This is a genomic window from Nonomuraea jiangxiensis, assembly GCF_900099965.1.
Lineage (GTDB): Bacteria > Actinomycetota > Actinomycetes > Streptosporangiales > Streptosporangiaceae > Nonomuraea > Nonomuraea jiangxiensis.
On sequence record NZ_FNDJ01000023.1, the window covers coordinates 35,565 to 58,625 of the forward strand.

Consider the following 23,061-nt stretch of genomic DNA (forward strand, 5'->3'; position numbering starts at 1 on the left):
CTGACAGTGTGGAAAGGAACGCGCTCGAATGTCAAGTGCAGCGACGGAACTGGGTGAGTTGCTGGTGGCCGCGCACAGGGCTTTCGCGCAGCAGGGGAGAGCCAGGTTCGGCGAGCACGGGCTCTGGCCAGCCCAGGTGCGCCTGCTGACCACCCTTCATCACCGCCCGGGAAGCCGTATGCGGGATCTAGCGGACGTGCTCGGCGTCAGCGGACGGGCGATCACCCCACTGGTGGACGCGCTGGAATCCGACGGCCTGATCACCAGGAGGCCGGACCCCGGCGACCGGCGGGCCTTCCGACTCACGCTCACCGACGACGGGCTGAGCGCGATCGACCAGATCGCCGACCTACAACAGCAGATCAGCGAGGACATCTTCAGCGGCATGTCCGCCGAGGATCAGCGCGACCTGGCCCGCCTGCTCCGCGCCTTCCTCGACACGACCCACGGGTCTGGATGTACTCCAGCTTGATGGCCCTCCACTCGGAACAGATGTACTTCCGAGATCAAATGTCATCTCGGAAGTACACTCCCAGGTGTGACTTCCGAGATTACGCGCAGCGCGGCGTCACAGGAGCCCGGATCCGCTTCCGAGATTACGAAGCGCGGTCCGGGCGCTCGCCCCACCCGGCTCCCTGCCGCCTACGACACCGTCCTCGGCGAGTACGCCGCCGCGCTGGAACGCGTGCCGCTGTCGGCCGAGACCCGGCGCACCTACCGCTCCCGCGTGCGCATGTTCCTGGCCTGGCTGGCCGACCACGCCGCCACCTACACCGCCGATCCTCTGACAGACCGCCAGGCGCGTGACTGGGCCGTGCGCGACTACCGGATGTGGCTGCTGCGCGACGGACCCGCCAAACGCAGCCGCCTCTACGTCAACTCCGCCCTCACCGCGCTGGACGACTTCTGCACCCGCCGGGGCCTGGGCAAGGCCAACATCGGCCGGGAAGACCTCCCCAAGAACGCGCCCCGCGCACTCGAAAAGGGCGCCCGCATCCGCTGGCTGCGCGCCGTCGAGGCGCACCTGTCCCCACGCGACCGGTGCATCGCGCTGATCCCCTACTACGCCGGCGCACGCATTAGCGAGGTCGCCCACCTCGACGTCGACGACGTCCACCTGTCGGCCCGCAAGGGCAAGCTGCGCCTGTACGGCAAGGGCGGCAAGTTCCGTGAGGTCGACATCCACCCCAAGCTCCGCACCGAACTGCAACTCTGGCTCGACGAGCGCCCCAACTGGCCCCGCGCCGACGACAACCGAGCCCTGTTCCTCAACGCCAAGGGCGGACGGCTGACCGCCCGCGCCGCCGGCGGCATCATCGCCGCGATCGCCCAGACAGCCGGGCTGGACGACGCCACCACCGCGCACGTCCTGCGCCACACGCTCGCCACCACCCTGGTCCGCGGCAAGACCGACCTCGTCCTGGTCGCCGAGATCCTCGGCCACGCCCGCCTGGAGACCACCCGCCGCTACAGCCTGCCCTCCGACAAGGACAAGGAAGGCGCCCTCAACCTGATCACGGTTGACCGCTAACCGTACGTACGCCTACCTGCGGAAACGGGCGTCAAGATCGACTCATGGCCGGTTCTGGCCGTATCTCGGCTGGACCCGTTGACGCGCCCCAGGCCCTCTCCGGACAAGCAGGAAAGGGCCCTACCACATCCCTTGGAAAAGCTCGCTCACAAGGAGGCGGTGACAACGCAAAGGCCCCGCCCGGAGGCGGGGCCCGCACCCACCCACCGAAGCAGGTAGGGGAATCGAAAGGGACTATACCAGCGAGTCGGTAAAGGCCCGTCAAGCCGCTGGGCGTAACACGGTGATTGCTTCCCGAACGGTGTGAGGCGGCTGCGACCACGAAAGGCGCCGTGCGTCCAGGGCCGCGTACCTGGCGGGACGGCCTATGGTCACACGGCCGGATCGGCGCGGCGAGGCCACCGCGTGCCAGGTGAGCGGTGCTCCCGGGACGGATGCACGCAGAGGCCCGGGGCTCTGCAGCCACGCTAACTGTAGTGCTCGGCACGCACGGCAAGGACACGTCAGTCCCGACCGTCATCCTAGCGATACGGTGGCAGATTCCACTGCAGCCGTGATGACCAACCACTGCAATCACATGATGAAACCGCTGGTCGAGGCCTGGTTGCTCATCCCGATTTCAATGGAATTGGTCACGTCTATTGCAGTGGCCAGCAGCTCAGGAGACGGACAGAAGGTCCATCAGGCGACAGGTCAGGCCGCGTCCACGCCCGCGCATGGCGAGATTCAGCTGGCCGACGCTTCGCCGCGGCGGTTAGGGGGTCAGCGTCACGGCCAGCTCAGGCAGACGCGAGATCGCAGACATGAAGATCATGCAGGGCAGAAACAAGCACTGTGGGTTGCTTTGTCCCGATCTGGACGGTGCAATCATGTGACCAATGCGCTGAAACCCTGTGACGAACGCCCAAGAAATTTGAGTGGCGGGTCCCACCCGGCTGGACCAGCGCGACGCCCAGCTGGCCGCCGAACGCGAGGACCTGCACCAGCTGGACGAGCGCCTCACGCAGGTATCGGAGGCCATCGCCACCCAGCTGGCCCAGGCGGAGATGAGCGTTCAGCAGGCCGAGTCCGACGCCGAGCAGGCCCGTACCTCGATGCGAGCCGCCCACCGCCGCCGAGGAGGCCCGCGCCGATACCCGCGCGGTACGCGACGACCTGGCCGAACGGCAGCGCCGCTTCGACGAAGAACGCGACCGGCTCCAGACGCAACGGGACCAGGCCCGCCTGAGCCAGGCCACCGCCGAAACCCGCCTGGAGATGGCCGAACGCGAACTGCAGACCCTGCGCCGCCAGCTCGCCGCCGCCCAGGCGGCCACCGGCCTGGTGGTGCCGCCGCTGACCGACGTCGACGGACGGCCCGGCGTGCGGTTGCCGGGCGGGGCCTTCGACACCGTCACCCTGCAGGACGGCGTGGTGATGCTGCACCGCGACGACGGCGCCATCCCCCTCGGCGACGCCCCGCAGTCGCCGGCGCAGGCCCGAGCACTGAGCGCCGCCCTCCAGGCCGTCACCGCCCCACCACCCGCCTGAGGGCACGACAACGCCATGCGCAAAAACAGCAGATCATCTGCTCGAGTGGCATTGTCAGCAAATGGCACATGGCCATCACCCGTCAGCAGGCAGGGCGGCGCCGTCGACATCATCGCCTGGCGCATCGCCACCGCCCGGCCCCTGCCCAGCCTGCCGGCCGAACGCCGGGCCGGCCGCGCCGGGTCGGTCGTTCTCACCGTTCGCCACGCCCAGGTCGCTCTGCCACCCGGCGACCTCGACCCGACTCCGAGCGAGCCCGGGCAGATTCCGGCCACACCTCGGTTGTCTCGCCAACCCGCCACGCCCGTGTCTTCCCCGAGGCGCTGTGCCGCTGGCAGAACAACCGGGAGCGACGCGACGCCGGTAACGCATAAAGCGCATCAGGTCAGGCCATATCCGGCCGGTTTTCCGCGAGTACTGCGGCAATCCCTTCAAACCGTGGCGGCGCGAGGCCTGCCGAGATAATCTATCCGATCTCTCGGACTTGGCCGCTTCTGTTAAGAACGACCATCCTCACAGTCAGAAGGGATCCGATGGGCAGCCCCACCCCGAGCTCCGCCCGGCACGAGGACGGCGCGGTCGACCGGCGCCGCTTTCTGACGGTCTTGGTCGCCGCTCCAACCCTGACACTCGCGCTCAGCGCGGAGACGGCCGCCCCGGCGGACGCCAGTTCGAGCGTCCCGCAACCCGCGGACATCATGGACGCCGGCGACGCGCTCATCCTCGCAGGGACCCCGACCGCGCACCTGATGCTGGTCCTGGAGGTGGCCGAGAATGGCGAGGTGCGCGTCGAACTGCCCCGCGCCGAAGTCGGTCAGGGCATCACCACGGCCGTGGCGATGCTGGTCGCCGAGGAGCTCGACGTCCCACTGGGCAAGGTGCGTGTACGGCTCGCCGACGCGCGGCCCGAGCTGCTGCTGAGCCAGCTCACCGGAGGCTCCAACTCGGTCCGCGCGCTCTACGATCCGGTGCGCAAGGCGGCCGCCGCCGCGCGGGCACGCCTGGTCGCCGCGGCGGGGGAGTTGTGGGACGTACCGGCCGGCCGTCTGGTCACCCGTGGCGGCGCGGTGGTCGCGCCGGACGGGCGCAGGGCCGCGTACGGTTCCCTCACGACTCGCGCGGCGAAACTTCCCCTGTCGCGTCTCACCGCCAAGCCCAAGCCGGAGTCCGAGCACAAGCTGGTGGGCACCCCGACCTCGCGTGTGGACGCCCGCGCGATGGTCACGGGCCAGTTACGGTACGCGCTCGACATCGACGTGCCGGGCGCCAAGCCCGCGATGGTACGGCGCCCACCGACGATCAACGGCACCGTACGGTTGGTGAAGAACGAAACCGCTGTTCGGGCCATGCCCGGCGTGATCGCTCTCACCGTCATCCCCACCGGTGTCGCGGTCGTGGGTGAGACGTTCGGCCAGGTGATGGACGCCGTCGAGGCCCTCGACGTCACCTGGAACGCCGGGACCGCCGACTCCTTGTCCGACGCCGGAATCCGCAAGCGCTTGCGCGCCGCGGTCCTGCCGCCCGTGGTGCCGCCGCTCACCGGCCACATCGAGGCGGAGTTCGACTTCGCGTTCGTCAGCCACGCACCCCTTGAGACCAACTGCGCGGTCGCCGACGTGCGGAAGGGCCGGGCCGAGATCTGGGCCGGGCTGAAGTCGCCGATCCTCGCCCGGCAGGAGATCGCCGCGGCGCTCGGCCTGCCCGAACGACAGGTCACCGTCCATGTGACGCAGAGTGGCGGCTCGTTCGGCCGCAAGTTGTTCGCCGATGCTGCGGTCGAGGCGGCGCGAATCTCCAAGGCGGTGGGCAGGCCGGTCAAGCTGATGTGGTCGCGAATCGACGACATGCGACACGGCCGGGCCCGCCCGGCGAGCCACCACAAGATCCGCGCCACCTACACGCGCGGCAAGGTGCTGACCTATGAGCACCGAGTGGCCGCCGTGGAGACGGATTTCAGGCACGGCGTCGGCGAGATGCTCACCGCTGTCGCGACCAGGCTTCCGGTCGCCGGCAACATGAGCTTCGCCCAGGCGGTCTTCCACCTGAGCGTGAAGGTTCCCTACCGCTTCGGCGTCGTCACGGAGCTGCTCAAAGAGGTGCCGCTGAAAATGCACACCGCTAGTTGGCGGTCGGTGTGGTCCGCCAACACCCGCGGCGCCGACGAGATCATCGTCGACGAACTGGCGGCGAAGATGCGCAAGGATCCCGTCGAGTTCCGCCGTGAGTTCCTCAAGACCGCCCGGCAGCGCGCGGTGCTCGACAAGGTGGCGAAGGAGGGCAACTGGGGCCGCGACATGCCGGCGGGCTTCGCTCAAGGCGTCGGGTTCCACGACGAGTACAAGTCCTGCACCGCCTGCCTGGTCGAGATCGACGCGCGGAATCCGAAGAAGCCGCGGGTGGTCAAGGCCGTCATCGCCGCCGACGTCGGCCGCCCGATCAACCCGCGCGGGCTGGAGGCGCAGTTGCTCGGCGGCCTGACCGACGCGATCTCCACCACCCTGCGGGCGGGCCTGCACATCGACAGGGGCCTGCCGCTGGAAGGCAGCTACTCACAGTTCCACTACGCGCGGCAGAAGGACTCGCCGACCGACGTCCAGATCTTCATCATGCCCGCCAACGGTGAGCCGGGTGGCGCGGGCGAGCTCGGCGTGCCTGCCGCGGTCGGCGCCATCGCGAACGCCTACGCGCGGGCCACCGGCACCAGGCCGCGTAGCTTTCCGATCAACTTCGACGTCGACTTCACCCCCTTCCCCCGCTGAGGAGCCACGAGATGCCCCGCTACACCTTTTCAGTGAACGGGAGGACCGTCACCGTCGACGCGCCCGCAGACCTGCCCCTGCTGTGGGTGCTGCGTGATCGGCTCGGCGTGACCGGCCCGAAGTACGGCTGCGGGATCGACGTTTGCAAGGCGTGCACCAGTCACCTTGACGGAAAGGCGATCAACCCCTGTGTTGTCCCGGTGTCGGAGGCCCAAGGCAGAGAGGTCACCACGATCGAGGGTCTCGCCGACGGCGACAAGCTGCACCCGGTGCAAGAGGCATGGCTGGAGCAGGACGTCGCGCAGTGCGGCTACTGCCAGCCAGGCCAGATCATGGCCGCTGTGGCACTGCTGAGGCAGACCAGGAACCCCACTGACGCACAGATCGACGCGATCGAGAACGTCTGCCGTTGCGGCACCTACTTCCGGATCCGGGAGGCGATCAAGAGCGCGGCGGCGAAGATGTAGTGCCCTCGGTGTCGGCCGGAGAGCGGCATCCCGGGCTTGGTGCGGTCTCCCGCGTGCTCGGGCCACGGGAGCACCAGGTGCCGGAGGAATGGATCATGGTGAGATGATCGATAGCGTGGTTGTGGATTATCCGTACGAAGCTGGGAGTTAGGGATGACCGAGCAGGAACGAGCCCCAGCGGGGATAGATCCCACCGTGCCGAGCGTTGCCAGGATGTACGACTACCTGCTCGGTGGTAAGGACAACTTCGCCGCCGATCGCGAGGCCGCTGCGCAAATCCTGAAGATCTCTCCCAATGGGAGAGAGATCGCGCGAGACAACCGGGAGTTCCTGGGTCGCGCCGTACGCGCGGTCGCCGAGGTCGGGATCCGCCAGTTTCTTGACATCGGCACCGGCCTGCCGACCCAGGAGAACGTCCACCAGGTGGCGCGGCGGGCCGCTCCCGAATCCCGGGTGGTCTACGTGGACAACGATCCGATCGTGCTCACGCACGCCCGTGCCCTGCTGGCGGAGACCCCGGACACCATCGTGGTGAAGGGCGACATGCGTGAGCCCAAGGCCATCCTCGGTGACCCGGATGTCACACGACACCTCGACCTGCGGCGTCCATTGGCCGTGCTCCTGGTCTCGGTGCTGCACTTCGTCGGCGATGACGACGAGGCTTTCGGCATCGTCCGTAACATCCGCGAAGCCCTGCCCTCCGGCAGCCATCTGATCCTCTCCCACGTGACGGCGGGCGAGCTCGGCAGTGAGGACGTCGGCAAGGGCCGCGCGATCTACCGTGGAACCACCTCGGGGGCTTTGGCCCCTCGCTCGCGCGAGCAGATCGCCGCCTTCTTCGAGGGCCTGGAGTTGTTGGAGCCGGGCCTGGTGGAGCCGTCCGTCTGGCGTGCCGAAGGCCCGGGGGAGCTGTCGATCGCCGGCCCGGGAGGAGCCGGGTTCCTCTGCGCGGTCGGCCGCGTCCCCTGACCATCGATGAGAACGCGGCCAATGTTGAGGGTGCGGCAGCCTCGGTGATCGAGACGCCGGTCGTCTCGCACGTCCGCAGGCTGCTCACCTCTTGATCTGCTCGGCGATCTCCTCATCGATGCAGTCGGCGAGTCGTATCTCGAAAACCGTGTACTCGTGAACCTCGCCGTTGTCCTCGTACGTCCTGATGCCGTCGCCGAGGCGGCGCCGCACCGCCTCCAGCGCCGGTCCGACCTCGCGGGAGGCCACCAGAGCCGCAGGTGGCATGCCCAGCAGCACCTCGAGCAGCAGGCTGCAACCTTCCGTGTCGTCGTCCTGGCCGTCCTCGTGGTGGACGACAAGGTCGGCCCGCCGCCGGACCTCAGCGGCGATCGTGTCGGCCGTCTCCGGGAGACCGATCGCCTGCAGGGTCACCTTCGCCTGGTGCCGGGTGTCCCGGTAGATCTCGTCGTCCTCCAGTACGGCCAGCAGGGTCGGCGTCGCGGGCGCCGCGGCCGCACCGGCCTGCCGGAGGGCGTACATCAGCCGGTACTTGGTCGACTCGTCGCGAAACCAGTGGTCGGCGTCTTCCCGGGTCGGGAAGGGAAACGCGCGGAGCGCCGCGTGCACCGCCGGAACCGCGGCGGCGCCCCGTTCGCCCAAGGCGGCCGACGTGAGCACACCGAGGAAGTCGCCGATCCCGGGCAGGCTCGCGACGAGCTCCTCCGTCGTGGACTCGTCCTCGCCGGTGAAGTACGCCAGCAACCGCCCGGCGGAACCGTGGCCATCGTGACGACCGAACATCTGATAGAGGGCGGTGGTGGCCTTGCCCTGGTCGATCTCCGCCAGCGCGATCACCGCGGCCTCGCGGGTCGCCGGGTCCGCACCGTTCACGATCAGGTCCGTCAGCGCGTCCACCGCCGACCCGTGCCAGGCTTCGTCGAGATCACCCGAAGCCAGCTCACGCACTGCGGCCACGCTCGCCGGGCCGTCGTCCCAGTGGTGGCGGACGTCATCGAGCAGGGTCTCCACGTCACCGCCGTCCATCACCCAGGAGGGGCGGCCGACGCGTTGCGGCACGAGCCCGGCATGACCGGACCAGTGGAGAACGTGGACCTGGCCGCCGCGCCCGCCGACCAGCCAGCACCGCCCGTCCGGCGTACCGGCCACATGGGTCAGCTCCCGGGGGCCGGAGGATGTGGGAGGTACGAAGCGGCCGGCGGGTCCACGGCCGTGCAACCGCCAGAGCGCGGCCGTTCCATCCTGGGAAACCGACATCACCAGGTCCGTGTCCGTGGCGAGCGCCAATGCCCGGACACGGCCGCCATGCGCCTGAACGCGCCCGAGGCAGTGCGCCGAGCGGGCATCCCACCACGACAGCGAACCGTCCCGCCCGCCGAGCACCACCAGCGGCCGGTCCGGATGCGCCGCGATCGCCGTCGGCCGGGCGGGCGGGACGAACGCGGTCACGACCGCCCCACTCTCCGAGTCGAGAACGACCACCCGGCCGCGCCGCGGGGACACCACAAGCCGCCACCCGTCGCAACAGCGTGTCAGCCGCTGATCCGCCGCATCGCCGCCGAAGGCCCATACGAGCCCGGCGTCGCCGTAGGTCTCCCCAGCAGGCCGCCGCCAGGCCCTGATCAGGCCCTCGTCACTGCTCACGACGATCAGACCGGAGGCGGTGCGCCCCAATGCCATCGGGGATTCCGACTTGATGCTGCCGTACAGGGAGCCGAAAACGCCCAGCCAGCGAAGATCTCCACACTGCCTGAGCACCGCCTCCCGGTCCGAGGACGTGAGGAGCCGCCCGCCGTCCCAGGGGAACTGCCGCCATTCCAGGGCCTCGGCCGTCACCATCCAGAGCGAGGCCGATGGCCCCGTGGTCAACAACCGGGGCTGCCGGGCGTCCCCGATGAACGCGGCGCTCTCCACAGGCCCGCCTTGCAGCCCTCCCACATAGGCGGTCAGCAGGCCATGGCGCAGATCCCACAGCCGGATCTCACCGGAACGCGCGCCGGTCGCCCCGATCCGCCCGTCCGGGGAGACCGCGACCGCGGTGACGGCATCGCCGTGGTCCTCCGACGGCCCGATGCAAAGATCATCTTCGTCAGGCATCCCTGAGAGGTAGCACATGTCCGGTGTGTCCGGCGACTCATCTGGAAACGCGCGCCCGATGTTTGCGGTGAACTCCAGCGAGCGGCGGGCTTCGCCATGCCCAGCGACCCGCGAGTACTGCTGACGGCCCGGAACATGACCATCCACGGCGGGAAGGCCTTGTCGACCTATACCCACGTCTCCGACCTTCCCTGCAGCGCTGCGTTGTCAGAGCGGCTGATAGGTCTTGTACCGTCCCTCAAGCGAGGCCTTGGCGGCATCGGCTACGTCCTCTCGCGGGGAAGATGCGCATGCGGTGAGGAATGCCTTGATTCGTGAGCCGTTCCAGCCGGCTGCTGCGGCCGCAGGCCAGAAGCGAAGTCCGTCGTAGGGGGTGCGCTCGGCCAGGAAGTTCAGGTTCGGGTGGTCTCGGCCAAGTCGGACGATTCCGTCGCCAAGGGCGACACAGATCATCGTGGCGCCCAGCGGCTTGAGCGCGAGTTCTCTGAGCAGCTGGAGAGCGGACTGGTGGCCGCACGTTGCCAGCGCCATGATCATCTGGTAATGCGTTTCCCAGGTCCGTGGATCGCGGATCTCTCGCTGCAGGGCGTCGAGCAGCGCAGGGCCGGCTGCGGGGTTGGCCAGGGCACGCAGCCTCTTTGCGGCTGCGCGGCGGCGCGGCGGTGGGTGATGGCGTGATGACCGCTGAGGTGATGCGAACTCGCCCTGTGGAGTGCTTGACGGTGTGCTCAGCGGGGCGGGAGGGCCGGCATTCCGAGGTCGGCATGGCCGGGCGTGCCCAGGCGTGCTGCGAGATCGAGGGCATCGACTGCGCATCGACGTCAACCGAGCCGCCGCCCGCCGCAGGGTCCGCGACGCGGCGATCATCGCCGTCCTAATGTACGCCGGAGCCCGCGAGGAGGAGTGCGCGGCTGCAGATCGACGATATCGCGATCACTGCCCGCACCGGCACGGTCCGCCTGCACGGCAAGGGCGACCAAGTGCGCACGGTCCCGAGCCCACCCACCCCCCGGGCCCGCGTCTCAGCCTGGCTCGACCTCCGCGGCCGCCAACCCGGCCCGCTGTGGACCGGCCAGCGCGGAGCCCTGACCATCTCCGGGATCATCCAGGTGGTGCCGGCCGTCGGCGACAACGCCAAGCTCCCCGGCCTCCGCCCCCATCGGCTCCGCCATACCTACGCCACCCGGCTGCGCGAAGCCGGCGCCCAGGTCCAGGCCCTCCTCGGCCACGCCCCCTCGACACCTCGGCTCGGTATTTCCGCGCTGGCACAGCCGAGCAAGCCGCCGTCCTCGACCGCGTCTCCGACTAGCACGTTCCCAGGCTCTTCTACGGGATCGTAGTCATGTCCGCGTCTCGAAACGGAGTGCGCCGCGCAGCAGGGGACGGGCCGCCAGGGCGACGAGCGCCGCGGTGAGCACCCCGACGCCTGCCATGGCCACAGCCCTGGCAACCGCCCAACCGAGCCACTGGACCTGGTAGACGTCCCACACGGTCAAGATCACCACCGCGACACCCGAGACGGCCGCCACCACGCAGACCGGCAGCGCGGCAATGACCGCCTGTCGCACGAGCACCCCGCCCAGCGCCCGCTCCGGTACCCCGCAGGCGGCCAGCGCGGCGAACGAGCGGCGAAGGTCGATCAGCTCCTCCGCCTGGTGCACCACCAGAGCGGCCGCCGAGGTCACCAGGGCGACCAGGAGCGCGACGTCCACCAGCGCGTGGGCCTGGGAGTAGCCGACACCGGCCTGCTGGGCCCCGGCTCCCGCGCCGAAGAACACGGTCAGGCTCACCACGGACAGGGCTCTGGCCCACGCCCGCGGGTCGGCCTCGACCAGGCGTGCCGCCAGCAGCGTCTCAGGAGACCGGGCCCGCAGGCCGGTACGGCGGGCGTACACCCTGATCAGCCAGGTCGCGGCCAGAGTCACGCCGAACAGCACCAGCACCAGCCCCGCTGCCATGACGACCACAGAACCGTACTTGCCGACGAGCGGGAAACTTCCCTTCACCACGGCGCCGAGAACGAAGAAGCCGACCCCTGCCACAAGGATGAGCAGGTCTCGCACGCGCGGCCCCCGTACGCGTGCCCGACGGACCACTCCCAGCGGCGAGGCGACGACGTGCCGACCGGCGCGCACCCCCGACAAGACCCCGCCGAGCGTCACCAAAGCCACCACCACCGGCACCTGCGGTACCGGCCCCGAGAGATGGGTGACCACGTAGAGCGCGCCGCCGACGAGAGACCCGCCCAGTGCCAGCAAGCCGCCTTCCCAAGCGCCCAGCACTCGTACGTCAGCCGGCGTCGCCCCCGCCAGCCGCAAGACGGCCAGCCGCCGCTCCCTGGTGGCCGAGGCCAGCCGGTTGGCCTGGTGAACCAGGCCTGCGACCGGCACGGCCAGCAGCGCCAGGCCGAGCCCGGTCAGCGAGCCGCCCTCGTCCCTGTAGTCCGCCAGGCTGACGGCCGTGCAGACCAGGAACGTCGCCACCGACGCGCCCGCGGCGACCAGCCTGGCGCGTACCCGCTCGGCCCGCGAGCGTCCCCTGTTCAGCATCCGCAGTACGGCGATCACCGGTGCACCCCTGCCAGCACCGCTCCGTCGCGCAGAGCGATCTCCCGGTCGGCGTAGGCGGCCACTCGATTGTCGTGGGTGACCAGGACGACGGCGGTACGGCTGGCGCGCGCCGCATCGAGCAGTGCACTCATCACCTGCTCGCCGCCGAGCGTGTCCAGCGCTCCGGTGGGTTCGTCGGCGAAGACCACGCGCGGACCGGTCACCAGCGCCCGCGCGACGGCCACCCGCTGCCGCTGCCCCCCGGACAGCTCACCGGTGCGCTGCTCGGCGCAGTCGGACACCTCCAGCCGGGCCAGCCACTGCGCCGCGGCGGTCATCGCCTCCTGCCGGCCGTGCCGGTTGAACAGCATCGGCAACGCGACGTTCTCCACCGCGGTCAGCTCGGGCACCAGCTCGCCGAACTGGAAGACGACGCCGAAGTTCTCGCGCCGTAATCTTGTCAGCTCAGCCTCGGCAAGCGTGTCGATCCGCCGGCCGTCCAGGACGACCTCGCCGGACTTCGGCCGCACGACCCCTGCCAGGCAGTGCAGCAGCAGTTGACTTGCCCGCGCCGCTCGGTCCCGTAATGGCGACGATCTCACCCTCCGCGATCTCCAGGCAGACACCAGTCAACGCCGTGGTCTGGCCGAACGATTTGCCCAGGCCCCTGGCCTCAAGCATTGCTGTCCTCCTTCATCCGCGCGAGCGCGGTCTCGATCCAGCGCAGGTCGGCGTCAAGGTGCTGCAGCGCGTAGTCGGCCGCCAGCACCTGGGCGGGCGCGCCAGATGCCTTCTCGGCGGTCAGCTCCCGCATGCGGGCCAGGTGCGCCTCGCGTTGCCGCAGGAGATAGCCGTCGGCGGCCTTCCCCGCGACGGCGACCCGGGCGAACAGCGGGCTGGCGACGTATGGCGCCGACGGCTCGACGGTGTTCAGCCACTGCTCCAGCTCCGCCCGGCCGCTGTCGGTGATCGCGTACAGGGTGCGCTCGGGTCCGCCCTCCTGCTGCGTCTCGGCGACCTCTGCCAGGCCGTCACGTTCCAGGCGTTGCAGCGTGGCATAGACCTGTCCGTACGCCAGCGGCTTGGCGCCGGCGAGACGGTGATCGTGCTCCTTCTTGAGCTCGTAACCGTGCTTCGGGCGCTCGGCGAGGAAGCCGAGTAGCACATGAGCGGTTGACATGGTCGCGACTATACATTCAATGAATAGTCGCGACCAACGGCCGGTCCCGCGCCCGCTTCGCCTCCACGCGCTGGAGCGGCGCGCCTGCTGCGGCACCGCCCCCGCAACCTGGCAGGACCCGGCGTTCCCCGGCCACGCCGACTGGTCGATGCTCGGCGCCGGCGGCTGCGGCGCGAAACCGGTGCACGTGGACGCCACCCCGGTCCGGCGGCCGCTGCGGCGGTCATGTTCTCCGGTGAGGCTCCCACGCGGGCGTGACTCACCTTTGGCTCACGCCTTCGCGTCGGCGTCGTCGATCGGCTCGCCTTCGGCGGTCGGCCCTGCTCAGGTGTGACGGCGTAGGCCGTCGAGGATGACGCGCAGGAGGTGGTGGGCGCGGGCGTCCCACTCCGCGGGTTCCAGGCGGGTCAGGTAGCCGATCAGCAGGATGATGTCGCGGGCGTCCACGTCGGGGCGGATGACGCCCTCGGCTTTGCCAGCGTCGAGGAGCGTGGTCAGCGCCTCGCCGATCGGGCCGAGGCTGTGCGCGGACAGGTCCTGCCACACTCCCGCCTCGACAGCCGCGAACACCTCGCGCTTGACCTTGGCGTATTCGGCCACCCGGTCCAGCCAGCCGGCCAGGGCAGGCAGCGGTTCGTGCTCGGCGAGCAGTTCCGGTGCGGCGGCCACGAGGTCGTCCACGTCCTTGCGGTAGACCTCGGCGAGCAGGGCCTCCCGAGTCGGGAAGTGGCGGTAGAGGGTGCCCTGGCCGACGCCCGCCCGCTTGGCGATCTCATTGAGCCGCACCTCGTTCGCGTTCACGATGACCTCTCGTGCGGCCTGGAGGATCCGTGCGCGGTTCTCGGTGGCGTCGGCTCGGCGGCGGGGGGCGTTCATCGGTCCTCTTCTGGGCGGGTTGGTTAAGCGGACATGTGTCCGGTACGGTGGGAGTCACCTAAACGGACACGTGTCCAGTTTACTGTGGAGGGAATTGCCATGTCAGCCATCAGGGGCAAGGTCGTGGCCATCACCGGGGCGAGCAGCGGGATAGGCGAGGCCACCGCGCGCCTGCTCGCCGAGCGGGGCGCCGCCGTCGTGCTCGGCGCGCGGCGGACGGAGCGGCTCGACCAGATCGCCCGTGAGATCCGCGACCGCGGCGGGCGCGCCGTCACCCGGGCCGTGGACGTCACCGCCCGCGAGGACCTCGAACAACTCGTCGGCCTTGCCGTGACGGCGTTCGGGCGGCTCGACGTGCTGGTCGGCAACGCCGGCATCAGCAAGATCGGCCCCGTGGCCGACCTTGACGTGGCCGGCTGGTCGGCGATGATCGACGTCAACCTACGCGGCGTGCTGCACGGCATCGCCGCCGCGCTGCCGGTGTTCCGCGAGCAGGGACAGGGCCACCTCGTGACCACCGTGTCGACGGCCGGGTTGAAGATCACACCCACGATGGCGGTCTACGCCGCGACCAAGAACGCCGTGCGTACCCTCCTGGAAGGGCTGCGGCAGGAGTCGACCGACGGCGTGTTGCGGACGACGGCGGTCTCGCCGGGCTACGTGCGTACGGAACTCGTCGGCTCCATCGACAACCCCGAAGTCCGCGAGGAGATCCGCCGCAACATGAACCAGTACGCCATCGCGCCGGAAGCCGTCGCCCGCGCTGTCGCCTTCGCCATCGAACAGCCCCATGATGTGGAGATCGGCGAGATCGTCATCCGCCCGACGACCCAGAGTTGAGCCGGCCTGGTGCGGGCCGGGTTCTTCATGGCGTCGCACCCCCTCGTGAACCGCGGTCAGAATGTGGCGATCGGGTTGACCGGGCTGCCGGACGTACCGGCGAAGCGGACCGGCGCGACTGCGAGGTGGAAGTCCCACTGGCCGAGCTCGGCAGCCGTCGTCGCGCACGCCTCCAGGTCGCAGTTGTCGAGCATCCACAGCCCCATCGCGACGAGGCTCACGGCGTGAACCGGCATCAACACGTCCGCGTACCCCGACGGCTGAACGTCCTGGGGGGTGTCCGCGCCGATCAGCGCGACCTCCCGTTCATGCAGCCACGGCAGGCAGGACGCGTGCCAGCCGGCCTGCGTGAAACCGCCGGCCGCACCGGCCTCATGCCGGAAGCGACCATAGCCGGTCCGCAGGAGTACGGCATCGCCGGATCGCACCCGCACACCCTGGCGACGCTCGGCCTCCTCGAGATCGTCGGGAAACACACCCTGCCCCGGCTCCAGCCACGGCACATCGCGGGCCCCCGCAATGTCCAGCAGGACACCCCGCGTGATGATCCCGTTCGCCGCCGCCGTGACGGCCGCCCACGCCGATCCCGTTGCGGCGTCGACCAGCGAGTGCGACCGCCCGTTGTACATCGTGCCGTCCCAGAAGATGTGGCACGGCGAGTCGAGGTGGGTGAGGGTGTTGCCGTGGAACGTGATGCCGAGTCGCTCGGACGAAAAGCCCCAGCGCCGGTCGGCGTGGAATGCGGCTACCGGCATGTTCTCGGCACCCGGCATGTCGGCCGCGCACGGACACGTCGTCGTCGACCGCTCCATGTCCTGCGGTACGGCAACCTCCCATGCGCACGACACGCTCCTGCCGTGGCGCACGGCCCGCGCCGCCGTCAGCCGGACGTCGTCGGTGATGTGGTTGAGAGTGCCCAGCTCGTCGTCGTCGCCCCACCGGCCCCAGTTCGACAGCATGTTGAAGTAGCCCAGCACGTCGTCCTGTGTGGGCATCGGCCGCCCTGCCGTCATCCCAGCATCGGCTCCTCCGGTCAGGCGGTTCGAGGCACCGAAGGCAGGGTGTCCCGCCCTCTCCTTTGACATGCCAAAGTCCGCTGAGCGGGCATGGTACTAGATCAGCGGCCCCGGCAGCGCCGCGCCTCTGGTCCGGAAAGCGTTATTTTGTTGCCTTTTCTGTGGGTTCGCCGAGCGAGAGCATGAGCCGGTTCGCCCAGTTGAAGAACGCGGCGGCGTGGATGGTGTCGAGAATGGCCAGCTCGTCGAGCCCGTTGGCGCGCAGGTTCGCGACGTGCTCGGGGCCGAGCTGCTCGGGCGTGGCGGCGAGCGCGACCGAGGCGTCGATGACGGCCCGCCACCTGCCCGCCTGCGGAGCGGCGACCCCCTCGTCCAGCAGCCGCTGCACGTCGCCGGGGTGCTTGGAGTAGTGGGAGGCGAAACGGGCGTGGACCGAGGCGCAGAACACGCACCCGTTGTGCCGGGAGGTGGCCGTGGCGGCCAGCTCCCGCTCGGCGCGCGGCAGTCCGCCGTCGGCGTTGTAGAAGATGTCGTTGTCGGTCAGGGTTCGCGCGTGGAGGATCTCCGGGTCGCGGGCCAGCAGCCGGAAGTACGGGGACGCGGCCCGCCCCTTGTCGATCAGCGCCTCGTGGTGAACGTCGGTCAGCTCGTCCTCGGCCAGCGGCGCCAGCCACGGCTCCCAGCCGAGTTGTTCCTGGGTGAAGCCGGTCATGCCGCGGATCCCTTCTGGTTGAGCAGGCGCAGGCCGGTGACCACGCGTACCTGGAAGCTGAGGAAGGCGACGAGCTGCGACAACGTCACGATGCCCGTGGTGGTCCAGCCGGCCAGGGAAAGCGCGTCCAGAGCCTGCCTGCTCGCTTCCCGGGGGCGGAAGACGAGCAGGTGCGCATGCTCGAACGCGGCCGTGAGCCGAGCGCCGAGCGCGTCCGGATCGCTGACCCGGTAACGCAGCCCCTCGTCGCTTTCGGCGGCCAGCGGGCCGTCCGCCGGGTAGATCCCGTACGGTCCCGTGGTCCGGCCCTCCTTGATCTCGGTCTCGACGGCCGTGAGCAGGCCGGGCGCGAGCGCGGCCAGCCGATAGGCGTAGAAGGCCGCGACCCTGCCGTCCCGGTGCAGCCCGGTCACGAAGGCCGCGACCGCGTCCCGCTCGACGAGCGTGACCTCGCCCTCCGAGTCGGGCGAGAAGAGGGCGTCGAAGCTGCGCTGGGCGTGCTCACGGGCACCGGGCCGCCGGTCGCGTAGCTGGTCGAGTGGGGATCCCGGCGTTATCCCTGCCAGGTGGTCGATGACATCGGTGATCATGTCGAACTCAATTCGGTGGAGGGGAGCCAGCCGAGCGCAGGCGCGACCTCGGTCGCCAGCAGCTCGATCGAGCGGAGGATGAGCGGGTGCGGCGGATCGACCGAGTGCACCTGGAAGACCAGGTCGGTGACGTGTTCCAGCGTCGGGTCGGCACGCAGGCTCTCGATGACGTCCTGAGGGGTGCCCACGTGCACGTCGAAGGCGGCGATGCGGGTGTCGAGGTCGTTGTCGGGCAGCTCGAACGGCAGCCTGCCCCGGCCCAGCCCGAGCTCGGCGCAGCGCAACGCCTCCGCCCGGTTGTCGGCCACGAACGCGGTACGCGAGGCGACGATGCGCGGGACAGCGCCCGGCGGCAGGTTGTCGTAGTAGGCGTCCACGATCGGACGCTGGATGCCGGCCAGCGTCGCCTGCGGGTTGTCCGCGGGCCGCGGCTGGGTGCGCGACAGCATGAGCCCGTTCCCGGCCCGGCCCGCGCGGGCCCCGCCGGCCACCGAGAACGTCGCCTCCCAGATCCGCTCCAGCAGCCCGGGCGCGGGCGGGTAGAGCCGGTTACCGCCGCCGAGGTCCTCCCCGGACCAGGCGCGAACCAGCACCGCCAGATGTTCGGCGTAGACGGCCGAGCGGTCGGCGCTGTCGTGCCCGAACGGCGCGAACGACGACGGCGTCCCCCCGCTGCCCACGCCCACCTCCAGCCGCCCGCCGGTGAGCAGGTCGAGCACGGCGGCGTCCTCGGCCACCCGCACCGGGTGCTCCAGCGGCAGCGTGATGATGCCGGTGCCGAGCCGGATGCGGCTGGTCCTGGCCGCCACGTGGGCGAGGAACACCAGCGGCGCGGGCAGCCCGCCCTCGACGCCGTCGAAGTGGTGTTGCGCCACCCACGCGGTGTCGAACCCGTACGCCTCCGCGTGAGCGATCTGCTCGGCCGCCAGCCGGTAGCGCTCGCCGGGCGTCACGTCGTCGAGCAGCCGGGTGAAGAAGCCGAGCCTCATCGCACCGGCTCCGGGATGGCGGCCAGCAGTTCCCTGGTGTACTCGTGCCGCGGCTCGGTGAAGACCTGCCGCGTTGTTCCCGATTCCACGATGCGTCCCCTGTTCATGACGGAGACGGTGTGCGAGATCTGCCGCACCACCGCCAAGTCGTGCGAGATGAAGAGATAGGTCAGCCCCAGGTCGCGCTGGAGCTGTTCGAGCAGGTCGAGGATCTGCGCCTGTACGGTGACGTCGAGGGCCGAGACCGCCTCGTCCAGCACGATCACCTCGGGCCCGGCCGCCAGCGCGCGGGCGATGGCCACCCGCTGCCGCTGCCCGCCCGACAGCTCGCGTGGCCTGCGCGTGAGCAGGTCCCTGGACAGCGCCACCCGGTCGAGCAGCTCGCCCACGCGGGCCCGGCGGGTGGCGCGGTCGCCCAGCCGGAAGTTGCGCAAGGGCTCCTCCACGATGTCGGCGATCGACTGCCGCGGGTCCAGCGACCCGTAGGGGTTCTGGTAGACGAGCTGCACGTGGCGGCGGAAACGGCGGTCGTCGGGAGCCCCGGCGATGCTCACCGTTCCCGACGTGGGCTCGGTGAAGCGCACCACCATGCGCGCGGTGGTGGTCTTGCCCGATCCGGACTCCCCGACCAGCGCGTGCGTGGTGCCGCGCGGCACCTCGAAAGAGGCGCCGTCCACGGCCAGGAACGAGCTCCGCCCGACCCTGAACTCCTTGACCAGGTCGCGCACCACGATCGCGGGCTCGGCCGCGGCGGCGTCCTTGAACGGGCGCGCCGACAGGGCGGGGGCGTCGCCGAGCAGCCGCTTGGTGTACTCGGCGGCGGGTGCGGACATGACCTCCCTGGTCGTGCCCTGCTCCTCGACGCGGCCGTCCTTCATGACGACCAGGCGGTCGGAGCGGCTCGCGGCGACGCCGAGGTCATGGGTCACCAGCAACACCGCCGTGCCGAACTCAGCGCGCAGGTCGTCGACGAGGTCCAGGATGCGCCGCTGCACGGTGACGTCCAGGGCGCTGGTGGGCTCGTCGGCGATGATGAGCCGGGGTTCGAGCGCGATCGCGATGGCGATGAGCACCCGCTGCCGCATGCCGCCGGACAGCTCGTGCGGGTACTGGCGGGCGCGGGCCTGCGGGTCGGGCAGGCCGACGCGGGCGAGCAGCTCGACGACCCGGCGCCGGATGGTCCCGCGGTCGCCGCGCTTGTGGATGCGCAGCACCTCGCCGATCTGGGCGCCGATGGTCTTGACCGGGTCGAGCGAGTTGGACGGGTCCTGTGGGATCAGGCCGATCTGCGCACCGCGTACGGACTCCATCCGGCGTGCGGACCAGGTGGCCAGGTCGTTCTCGCCGAGCAGGATCTGACCCGCGTCGAGCGAGGCGTTCCGCGGCAGCAGGCCGATGATCGCGTGGGCGGTCGTGGTCTTGCCCGACCCGGATTCGCCGACGACGGCGACGACCTCGCCCGGCTCGACCGTGAAGGAGATGCCCTCGACCGCCCGGCGGCCGTCGTAGGAGACCGCGATGTCACGGACGTCGAGCAGGCTCACAGGCCCTCCTTGGCGATCGGGCGGACGTCGAGCGGGCTCACGGGCCCTCCTTAGCGATCGAGCGGCTGATGCGGCTGGCGGCCAGGACCACGGCGACCACCACGGCGCCGGGCAACGTGGTCAGCCACCACGACGTCGCCAGGTAGTTGCGGCCCTCCGCGATGAGCAGGCCCCACTCCGGCGTGGGCGGTTCGGCGCCGTAGCCGAGGAAGCCGAGCGTCGAGATGGCCAGGATGGCCACCCCGAACTGCAGCGCGGCCAGCGCGATCACAGGGCCGAGCGAGTTCGGCAACACGTGCCGCCACAACACCACCGGGAAGCGGCCGCCGCTGCCGAACGCGGCCTCCACGTAATCGGTACGCCGCACCCGGACCACCTCCGAGCGGGACAGCCGGACGAACGCCGCCACCGACCCGATGCCCACCGCGATCGCCACGTTCACCGTGCCAGGACCGAGCAGGATGATCACGGTCAGCGCCAGCAGCAGGCCGGGCACCGACAGCAGCACGTCCACGACCCGCATGACCACCGCGTCCAGCACGCCGCCGGCGGAACCGGCCAGCAGCCCGAGCAGCGTGCCGAGCACCAGGCCCACCGCGACGGCCACGAACGCGCCGGACAACGAGTGCACGGCGCCGTGCACGACCCGCGCGAACATGTCGCGCCCGACGGCGTCGGTACCGAACAGGTGCTCCGCGCCGGGCGCCTGGAGCTTCTCTGCGGGTACGCCGGCGATCGGGTCGTAGCCGGTGAACACGCCCGGCACCACCGCCCACAGCAGCACGAGGACGATCACCAGCCAGGAGAGGATCAGCCCGCCCTTCACGACGCCGCCTTCAGCCGCGGGTCCAGCACCGGGAACAGCACGTCCACCACCAGGTTGACCAGCACGAACACCGCGGCGGCGAGCACCACGACGGCCAGCATCACCGGGGTGTCCTGCGCGTTGACGGCCTGCTCGGTCAGCCGCCCGATGCCGCCCCGGCCGAAGACCGTCTCGGTGACGACCGAGCCCGCGATCAGCTCGCCGAACGTCAGCCCCGCCACGGTCATCGCCGGCAGCACGGCGTTGCGGGCCACGTGCCGCCACAGGATCCACCACCGGGTGGCGCCCTTGGCCGCGATCACCGGCACGAACGGCTGGGCGTACACCTGGTCGATACCGCGCGCCAGCACCTGCGCGATGGGCGCCGAGATCGGCACGGCCAGCGTCAGCACGGGCAGGATGAGCTGCTGCAGTTCGCCGCCCCCGATGACCGGCACCAGCCTCAGCCGGAACGAGAAGACCTGGATGAGCAGGATCCCCAGCCAGAACGCCGGGACCGAGATGAACAGCGACGGCACCGACAGCAGCGCGCCCCTGAGCCAGGAGGTCCTGGAGTAGCTCGCCGCGAACGCGATCAGCACGGCGATCAGCACCGCGAGCACGAAGGCGGCCGAGGCCAGCTTGGCCGTCTCTGGCAGAGCCTCGGCCAGCCGCTCGACCACGGGGCTGCCGGTGTCGATGGAGTAGCCGAAACTGCCGGTCAGAAAGCCGAGCAGGGTGTTCAGGTAGTCCAGGAGCGGCGGGTCGCCGGCTCCGTAGTACGCCCGGATCTCGGCGATCTGCTGTGGTGACAGGCCGAGCTCCGGGTTCTGGAACTTGATCAGGATCGAGTCGCCGGGCAGGAGTTGCAGGAGCACGTAGCTCGCCGTGAAGGCGGCCCACAGCACCAGCGCCGCCTGCCCGACCCTCGACAGCAGGTATCTCGTCACTGGCCGGACTTCCACACCGAGTAGAACCACGGCCGGGCGACCGCCTCGAAGGCCACGCCCTGGACGTACGGGGCGCCGCCGTACACCTGGGGCTCCTCGAACAGCGGGATCGCGTAGCCCTGGTCGATCACGTAGCGCTGGATCTCGGCGACCTTGGCGTTGCGCTTGGTGGTGTCCGGCTCGGCCGACTCCTCCTCCAGGAGCCGGTCCAGCTTCTTGTCGTCGGAGAGGATGACGTCCCGATTCTGGCTGTGGAAGTGGCTCTTGATCACGTCCTGGTCGGCGCGGCCGACCATGCTGTGCGTGAGGGGGGTCTTCTCGGCGTCCTTGATGTCCACGGCCTGGGTGCCGGAGTCCGCGGGGCGGATCTCCAGCTTCACGCCGAGCTTGGCCCACTGCTGGCCGATCAGTTCGAGCGTCTGCTTCGACAGCGGCTGCGGGCCGGAGACGAAGACGCCGAGCTGCAGCTTCTTGCCGTCCTTCTCGCGGATGCCGTCGGCGCCCTTGACCCAGCCCGCCTGGTCGAGCAGCGCGTTGGCCTTGTCCGGGTCGTAGGCCAGCTCCTTGGACAGGTCCACGTAGCCCTGCGCGAGGTGGCTGAGCACGGAGGTGGCGAGCGGGTAGCCGGCGGTAAAGAGGGTGTCGACGACCTCCTTGGCGTTCGTGCCCGCCTGCAGCGCCTTGCGGACGTCGAGGTCCTTCAGGATGCTGTTGGTCGGCCGCAGGTAGAGGCCGTTGTTCACGCCTCTCGTCGGCTCGGCGTAGATCGTGAACCCGGCGTCCTTGACGGTCTTCTCGTCGTACGCCTGGACATAGCGGACGAAGTCGGCCTGGCCGGAGATCAGCGCGCCGACGCGGACGTTGTCCTCCGGTGTGACGATGATCTTGATTTCGTCCAGGTATGCCCGGCCCTGGTGCTTGGACGACGGCGGGGCCCAGTTGTAGTCCTTACGCACGGCCAGGTCCACCTCCTTGTCGACGACCTGGTTCTTCAGCGTGAACGGGCCGGAGCCGACGATGTTCTTGAGCTGGCACTGCTGCTCGTACGGCAGCGAGATCGTCTTCTTGGACACCAGCCCGGCCCCGATGACGGACGTGCCCTGCAGGAAGCCGGGGGAGGGCTGCTTGAAGTGGAACTTCACGGTCAGCGGGTCGACGACCTCGCTACGGTCGTAGTTGTTGACGAACTCGGCGACGGGCAGCTTGAGGTCGGCGTCGCCCAGGCCGTACACGTCGAAGTTGGCCGCCACGGCGGAGGCGTCGAGCGCGCTGCCGTCGCTGAAGGTGACGCCCTCGCGCAGGTGGAAGGTGTATTCCGTGGCGTCCGCGTTGACCTCCCACTTCGTGGCGATCCACGGCTCGATCTCCAGCGTCTCCGGGTTCTGCCAGGTCAGCTTGTCGGTGAGCTGGTTGAGGATGCCGCCGTTGGGATAGAAGCCGGCGGCCGGCAGGTAGAGGCAGGTCGGGGGCTGGTGCTCTAGGTAGGTCAGCGTGCCGCCGTAGACCGGCTTGCCGTCGCCTCGCGCCGTTCCGGCAGCTCCACCGCCGCCACAGGCGCCGAGAAGACCCACGACGGTGAGCATGACGGCGGCGAACAGCGGCCTGGATGAGGACATGGGGGAACTGCCTTTCCATGAACAAGCGTGATCCACTAAAG

General features: G+C 70.0%; 22 protein-coding genes and 1 pseudogene. 9 read left to right on the top strand and 14 right to left on the bottom strand.

Annotated features, from left to right (window positions below; genetic code table 11):
• Positions 1 to 28: 28 nt before the first annotated feature.
• From BLS95_RS38700 to BLS95_RS38725, 6 genes are all read left to right on the top strand, one after another.
• A complete protein-coding gene (locus tag BLS95_RS38700) occupies positions 29 to 472 on the top strand; it encodes a MarR family winged helix-turn-helix transcriptional regulator (RefSeq protein ID WP_090943577.1) in 444 nt (147 codons plus the stop codon).
• A 66-nt stretch (positions 473 to 538) separates the two neighbouring features.
• Complete coding sequence (locus tag BLS95_RS38705; protein ID WP_245765544.1) at positions 539 to 1,531, top strand: tyrosine-type recombinase/integrase; 993 nt, start codon at positions 539 to 541, stop codon at positions 1,529 to 1,531.
• 1,257 nt (positions 1,532 to 2,788) lie between these two features.
• Complete coding sequence (locus tag BLS95_RS38710) at positions 2,789 to 3,061, top strand: hypothetical protein (RefSeq protein ID WP_090943579.1); 273 nt, start codon at positions 2,789 to 2,791, stop codon at positions 3,059 to 3,061.
• Between the two features lie 533 nt (positions 3,062 to 3,594).
• A complete protein-coding gene (locus BLS95_RS38715) occupies positions 3,595 to 5,820 on the top strand; it encodes a xanthine dehydrogenase family protein molybdopterin-binding subunit (RefSeq protein WP_090943582.1) in 2,226 nt (741 codons plus the stop codon).
• Positions 5,821 to 5,831: 11 nt separating this feature from the next.
• Positions 5,832 to 6,287 (top strand): (2Fe-2S)-binding protein, encoded by a 456-nt coding sequence (locus BLS95_RS38720; RefSeq protein WP_090943585.1) that lies wholly within the window; start codon positions 5,832 to 5,834, stop codon positions 6,285 to 6,287.
• 153 nt (positions 6,288 to 6,440) lie between these two features.
• The gene (locus tag BLS95_RS38725; RefSeq protein WP_090943588.1) at positions 6,441 to 7,256 is read left to right on the top strand and encodes an SAM-dependent methyltransferase; all 816 of its coding nucleotides are present in this window, start codon (positions 6,441 to 6,443) and stop codon (positions 7,254 to 7,256) included.
• A gap of 84 nt (positions 7,257 to 7,340) precedes the next feature.
• On the opposite strand, the gene BLS95_RS38730 is transcribed toward BLS95_RS38725, so the two are convergent.
• Together BLS95_RS38730 and BLS95_RS38735 are read right to left on the bottom strand one after the other, a co-directional pair.
• On the bottom strand, positions 7,341 to 9,353 hold the full coding sequence (locus tag BLS95_RS38730; protein WP_176993611.1) for a WD40 repeat domain-containing protein: 2,013 nt from the start codon (positions 9,351 to 9,353) through the stop codon (positions 7,341 to 7,343).
• 207 nt (positions 9,354 to 9,560) lie between these two features.
• On the bottom strand, positions 9,561 to 9,890 hold the full coding sequence (locus BLS95_RS38735) for a hypothetical protein (protein ID WP_176993612.1): 330 nt from the start codon (positions 9,888 to 9,890) through the stop codon (positions 9,561 to 9,563).
• Between the two features lie 6 nt (positions 9,891 to 9,896).
• Between BLS95_RS38735 and BLS95_RS59265 the strand changes: the two genes are divergently transcribed.
• Together BLS95_RS59265 and BLS95_RS59965 are read left to right on the top strand one after the other, a co-directional pair.
• Positions 9,897 to 10,031 (top strand): hypothetical protein, encoded by a 135-nt coding sequence (locus BLS95_RS59265; protein ID WP_281250079.1) that lies wholly within the window; start codon positions 9,897 to 9,899, stop codon positions 10,029 to 10,031.
• A 281-nt stretch (positions 10,032 to 10,312) separates the two neighbouring features.
• Positions 10,313 to 10,693, top strand: coding sequence for a tyrosine-type recombinase/integrase (locus BLS95_RS59965; RefSeq protein ID WP_425434782.1), 381 nt, complete (start codon positions 10,313 to 10,315; stop codon positions 10,691 to 10,693).
• Here the strand turns inward: BLS95_RS59965 and BLS95_RS56170 are convergent, their stop codons facing one another.
• From BLS95_RS56170 to BLS95_RS38765, 4 genes and pseudogenes are all read right to left on the bottom strand, one after another.
• Positions 10,694 to 11,920, bottom strand: coding sequence for a hypothetical protein (locus tag BLS95_RS56170; protein WP_090943596.1), 1,227 nt, complete (start codon positions 11,918 to 11,920; stop codon positions 10,694 to 10,696). It abuts the gene before it with no gap.
• Positions 11,917 to 12,583, bottom strand: a pseudogene (locus tag BLS95_RS38750) (ABC transporter ATP-binding protein). Before BLS95_RS38750 ends, BLS95_RS56170 begins: the two are co-directional and overlap by 4 nt.
• Positions 12,576 to 13,082: a PadR family transcriptional regulator gene (locus BLS95_RS38755; protein ID WP_090943599.1), complete on the bottom strand. Its 507-nt coding sequence runs from the start codon at positions 13,080 to 13,082 to the stop codon at positions 12,576 to 12,578. Before BLS95_RS38755 ends, BLS95_RS38750 begins: the two are co-directional and overlap by 8 nt.
• Before the next feature lie 324 nt (positions 13,083 to 13,406).
• The gene (locus BLS95_RS38765; protein ID WP_090943602.1) at positions 13,407 to 13,958 is read right to left on the bottom strand and encodes a TetR/AcrR family transcriptional regulator; all 552 of its coding nucleotides are present in this window, start codon (positions 13,956 to 13,958) and stop codon (positions 13,407 to 13,409) included.
• A gap of 99 nt (positions 13,959 to 14,057) precedes the next feature.
• On the opposite strand from BLS95_RS38765, the gene BLS95_RS38770 reads away from it, so the two are divergent.
• Positions 14,058 to 14,798, top strand: a complete 741-nt coding sequence (locus BLS95_RS38770) for an SDR family oxidoreductase (protein ID WP_090943605.1) — start codon at positions 14,058 to 14,060, stop codon at positions 14,796 to 14,798.
• Between the two features lie 56 nt (positions 14,799 to 14,854).
• Here BLS95_RS38770 and BLS95_RS38775 read toward each other — a convergent pair whose 3' ends face one another.
• The 8 genes from BLS95_RS38775 to BLS95_RS38810 all read right to left on the bottom strand — a co-directional run bounded on the left by BLS95_RS38775 (position 14,855) and on the right by BLS95_RS38810 (position 23,020).
• A complete protein-coding gene (locus BLS95_RS38775) occupies positions 14,855 to 15,811 on the bottom strand; it encodes a cyclase family protein (protein ID WP_245765546.1) in 957 nt (318 codons plus the stop codon).
• Between the two features lie 145 nt (positions 15,812 to 15,956).
• Complete coding sequence (locus BLS95_RS58385; protein WP_090943611.1) at positions 15,957 to 16,526, bottom strand: alkylhydroperoxidase domain protein; 570 nt, start codon at positions 16,524 to 16,526, stop codon at positions 15,957 to 15,959.
• Positions 16,523 to 17,116, bottom strand: coding sequence for a CMD domain protein (locus BLS95_RS58390; RefSeq protein WP_090943614.1), 594 nt, complete (start codon positions 17,114 to 17,116; stop codon positions 16,523 to 16,525). Before BLS95_RS58390 ends, BLS95_RS58385 begins: the two co-directional genes overlap by 4 nt.
• Positions 17,113 to 18,105, bottom strand: a complete 993-nt coding sequence (locus BLS95_RS38790; RefSeq protein WP_090943617.1) for a putative FMN-dependent luciferase-like monooxygenase — start codon at positions 18,103 to 18,105, stop codon at positions 17,113 to 17,115. Before BLS95_RS38790 ends, BLS95_RS58390 begins: the two co-directional genes overlap by 4 nt.
• On the bottom strand, positions 18,102 to 19,649 hold the full coding sequence (locus BLS95_RS38795; RefSeq protein WP_090943620.1) for a dipeptide ABC transporter ATP-binding protein: 1,548 nt from the start codon (positions 19,647 to 19,649) through the stop codon (positions 18,102 to 18,104). Before BLS95_RS38795 ends, BLS95_RS38790 begins: the two co-directional genes overlap by 4 nt.
• Before the next feature lie 37 nt (positions 19,650 to 19,686).
• Positions 19,687 to 20,475, bottom strand: coding sequence for an ABC transporter permease (locus tag BLS95_RS38800; RefSeq protein ID WP_090943623.1), 789 nt, complete (start codon positions 20,473 to 20,475; stop codon positions 19,687 to 19,689).
• Positions 20,472 to 21,404, bottom strand: a complete 933-nt coding sequence (locus tag BLS95_RS38805) for an ABC transporter permease (RefSeq protein ID WP_090943626.1) — start codon at positions 21,402 to 21,404, stop codon at positions 20,472 to 20,474. Before BLS95_RS38805 ends, BLS95_RS38800 begins: the two co-directional genes overlap by 4 nt.
• A complete protein-coding gene (locus tag BLS95_RS38810) occupies positions 21,401 to 23,020 on the bottom strand; it encodes a TIGR04028 family ABC transporter substrate-binding protein (protein WP_218136200.1) in 1,620 nt (539 codons plus the stop codon). Before BLS95_RS38810 ends, BLS95_RS38805 begins: the two co-directional genes overlap by 4 nt.
• Between the last annotated feature and the right edge of the window lie 41 nt (positions 23,021 to 23,061).

Excerpts from the sequence above, each read along its gene's own strand:
- BLS95_RS38725 (WP_090943588.1), top strand. The coding sequence starts at position 6,441 with ATGACCGAGCAGGAACGAGCCCCAGCGGGGATAGATCCCACCGTGCCG.
- BLS95_RS58390 (WP_090943614.1), bottom strand. The coding sequence starts at position 17,116 with ATGATCACCGATGTCATCGACCACCTGGCAGGGATAACGCCGGGATCC.
- BLS95_RS38715 (WP_090943582.1), top strand. The coding sequence starts at position 3,595 with ATGGGCAGCCCCACCCCGAGCTCCGCCCGGCACGAGGACGGCGCGGTC.
- BLS95_RS38700 (WP_090943577.1), top strand. The coding sequence starts at position 29 with ATGTCAAGTGCAGCGACGGAACTGGGTGAGTTGCTGGTGGCCGCGCAC.
- BLS95_RS38790 (WP_090943617.1), bottom strand. The coding sequence starts at position 18,105 with ATGAGGCTCGGCTTCTTCACCCGGCTGCTCGACGACGTGACGCCCGGC.
- BLS95_RS38775 (WP_245765546.1), bottom strand. The coding sequence starts at position 15,811 with ATGACGGCAGGGCGGCCGATGCCCACACAGGACGACGTGCTGGGCTAC.
- BLS95_RS38735 (WP_176993612.1), bottom strand. The coding sequence starts at position 9,890 with ATGATCATGGCGCTGGCAACGTGCGGCCACCAGTCCGCTCTCCAGCTG.
- BLS95_RS38710 (WP_090943579.1), top strand. The coding sequence starts at position 2,789 with ATGGCCGAACGCGAACTGCAGACCCTGCGCCGCCAGCTCGCCGCCGCC.
- BLS95_RS59265 (WP_281250079.1), top strand. The coding sequence starts at position 9,897 with ATGCGTTTCCCAGGTCCGTGGATCGCGGATCTCTCGCTGCAGGGCGTC.
- BLS95_RS38720 (WP_090943585.1), top strand. The coding sequence starts at position 5,832 with ATGCCCCGCTACACCTTTTCAGTGAACGGGAGGACCGTCACCGTCGAC.
- BLS95_RS38730 (WP_176993611.1), bottom strand. The coding sequence starts at position 9,353 with ATGCCTGACGAAGATGATCTTTGCATCGGGCCGTCGGAGGACCACGGC.
- BLS95_RS38765 (WP_090943602.1), bottom strand. The coding sequence starts at position 13,958 with ATGAACGCCCCCCGCCGCCGAGCCGACGCCACCGAGAACCGCGCACGG.
- BLS95_RS38770 (WP_090943605.1), top strand. The coding sequence starts at position 14,058 with ATGTCAGCCATCAGGGGCAAGGTCGTGGCCATCACCGGGGCGAGCAGC.
- BLS95_RS38810 (WP_218136200.1), bottom strand. The coding sequence starts at position 23,020 with ATGTCCTCATCCAGGCCGCTGTTCGCCGCCGTCATGCTCACCGTCGTG.
- BLS95_RS58385 (WP_090943611.1), bottom strand. The coding sequence starts at position 16,526 with ATGACCGGCTTCACCCAGGAACAACTCGGCTGGGAGCCGTGGCTGGCG.
- BLS95_RS38755 (WP_090943599.1), bottom strand. The coding sequence starts at position 13,082 with ATGTCAACCGCTCATGTGCTACTCGGCTTCCTCGCCGAGCGCCCGAAG.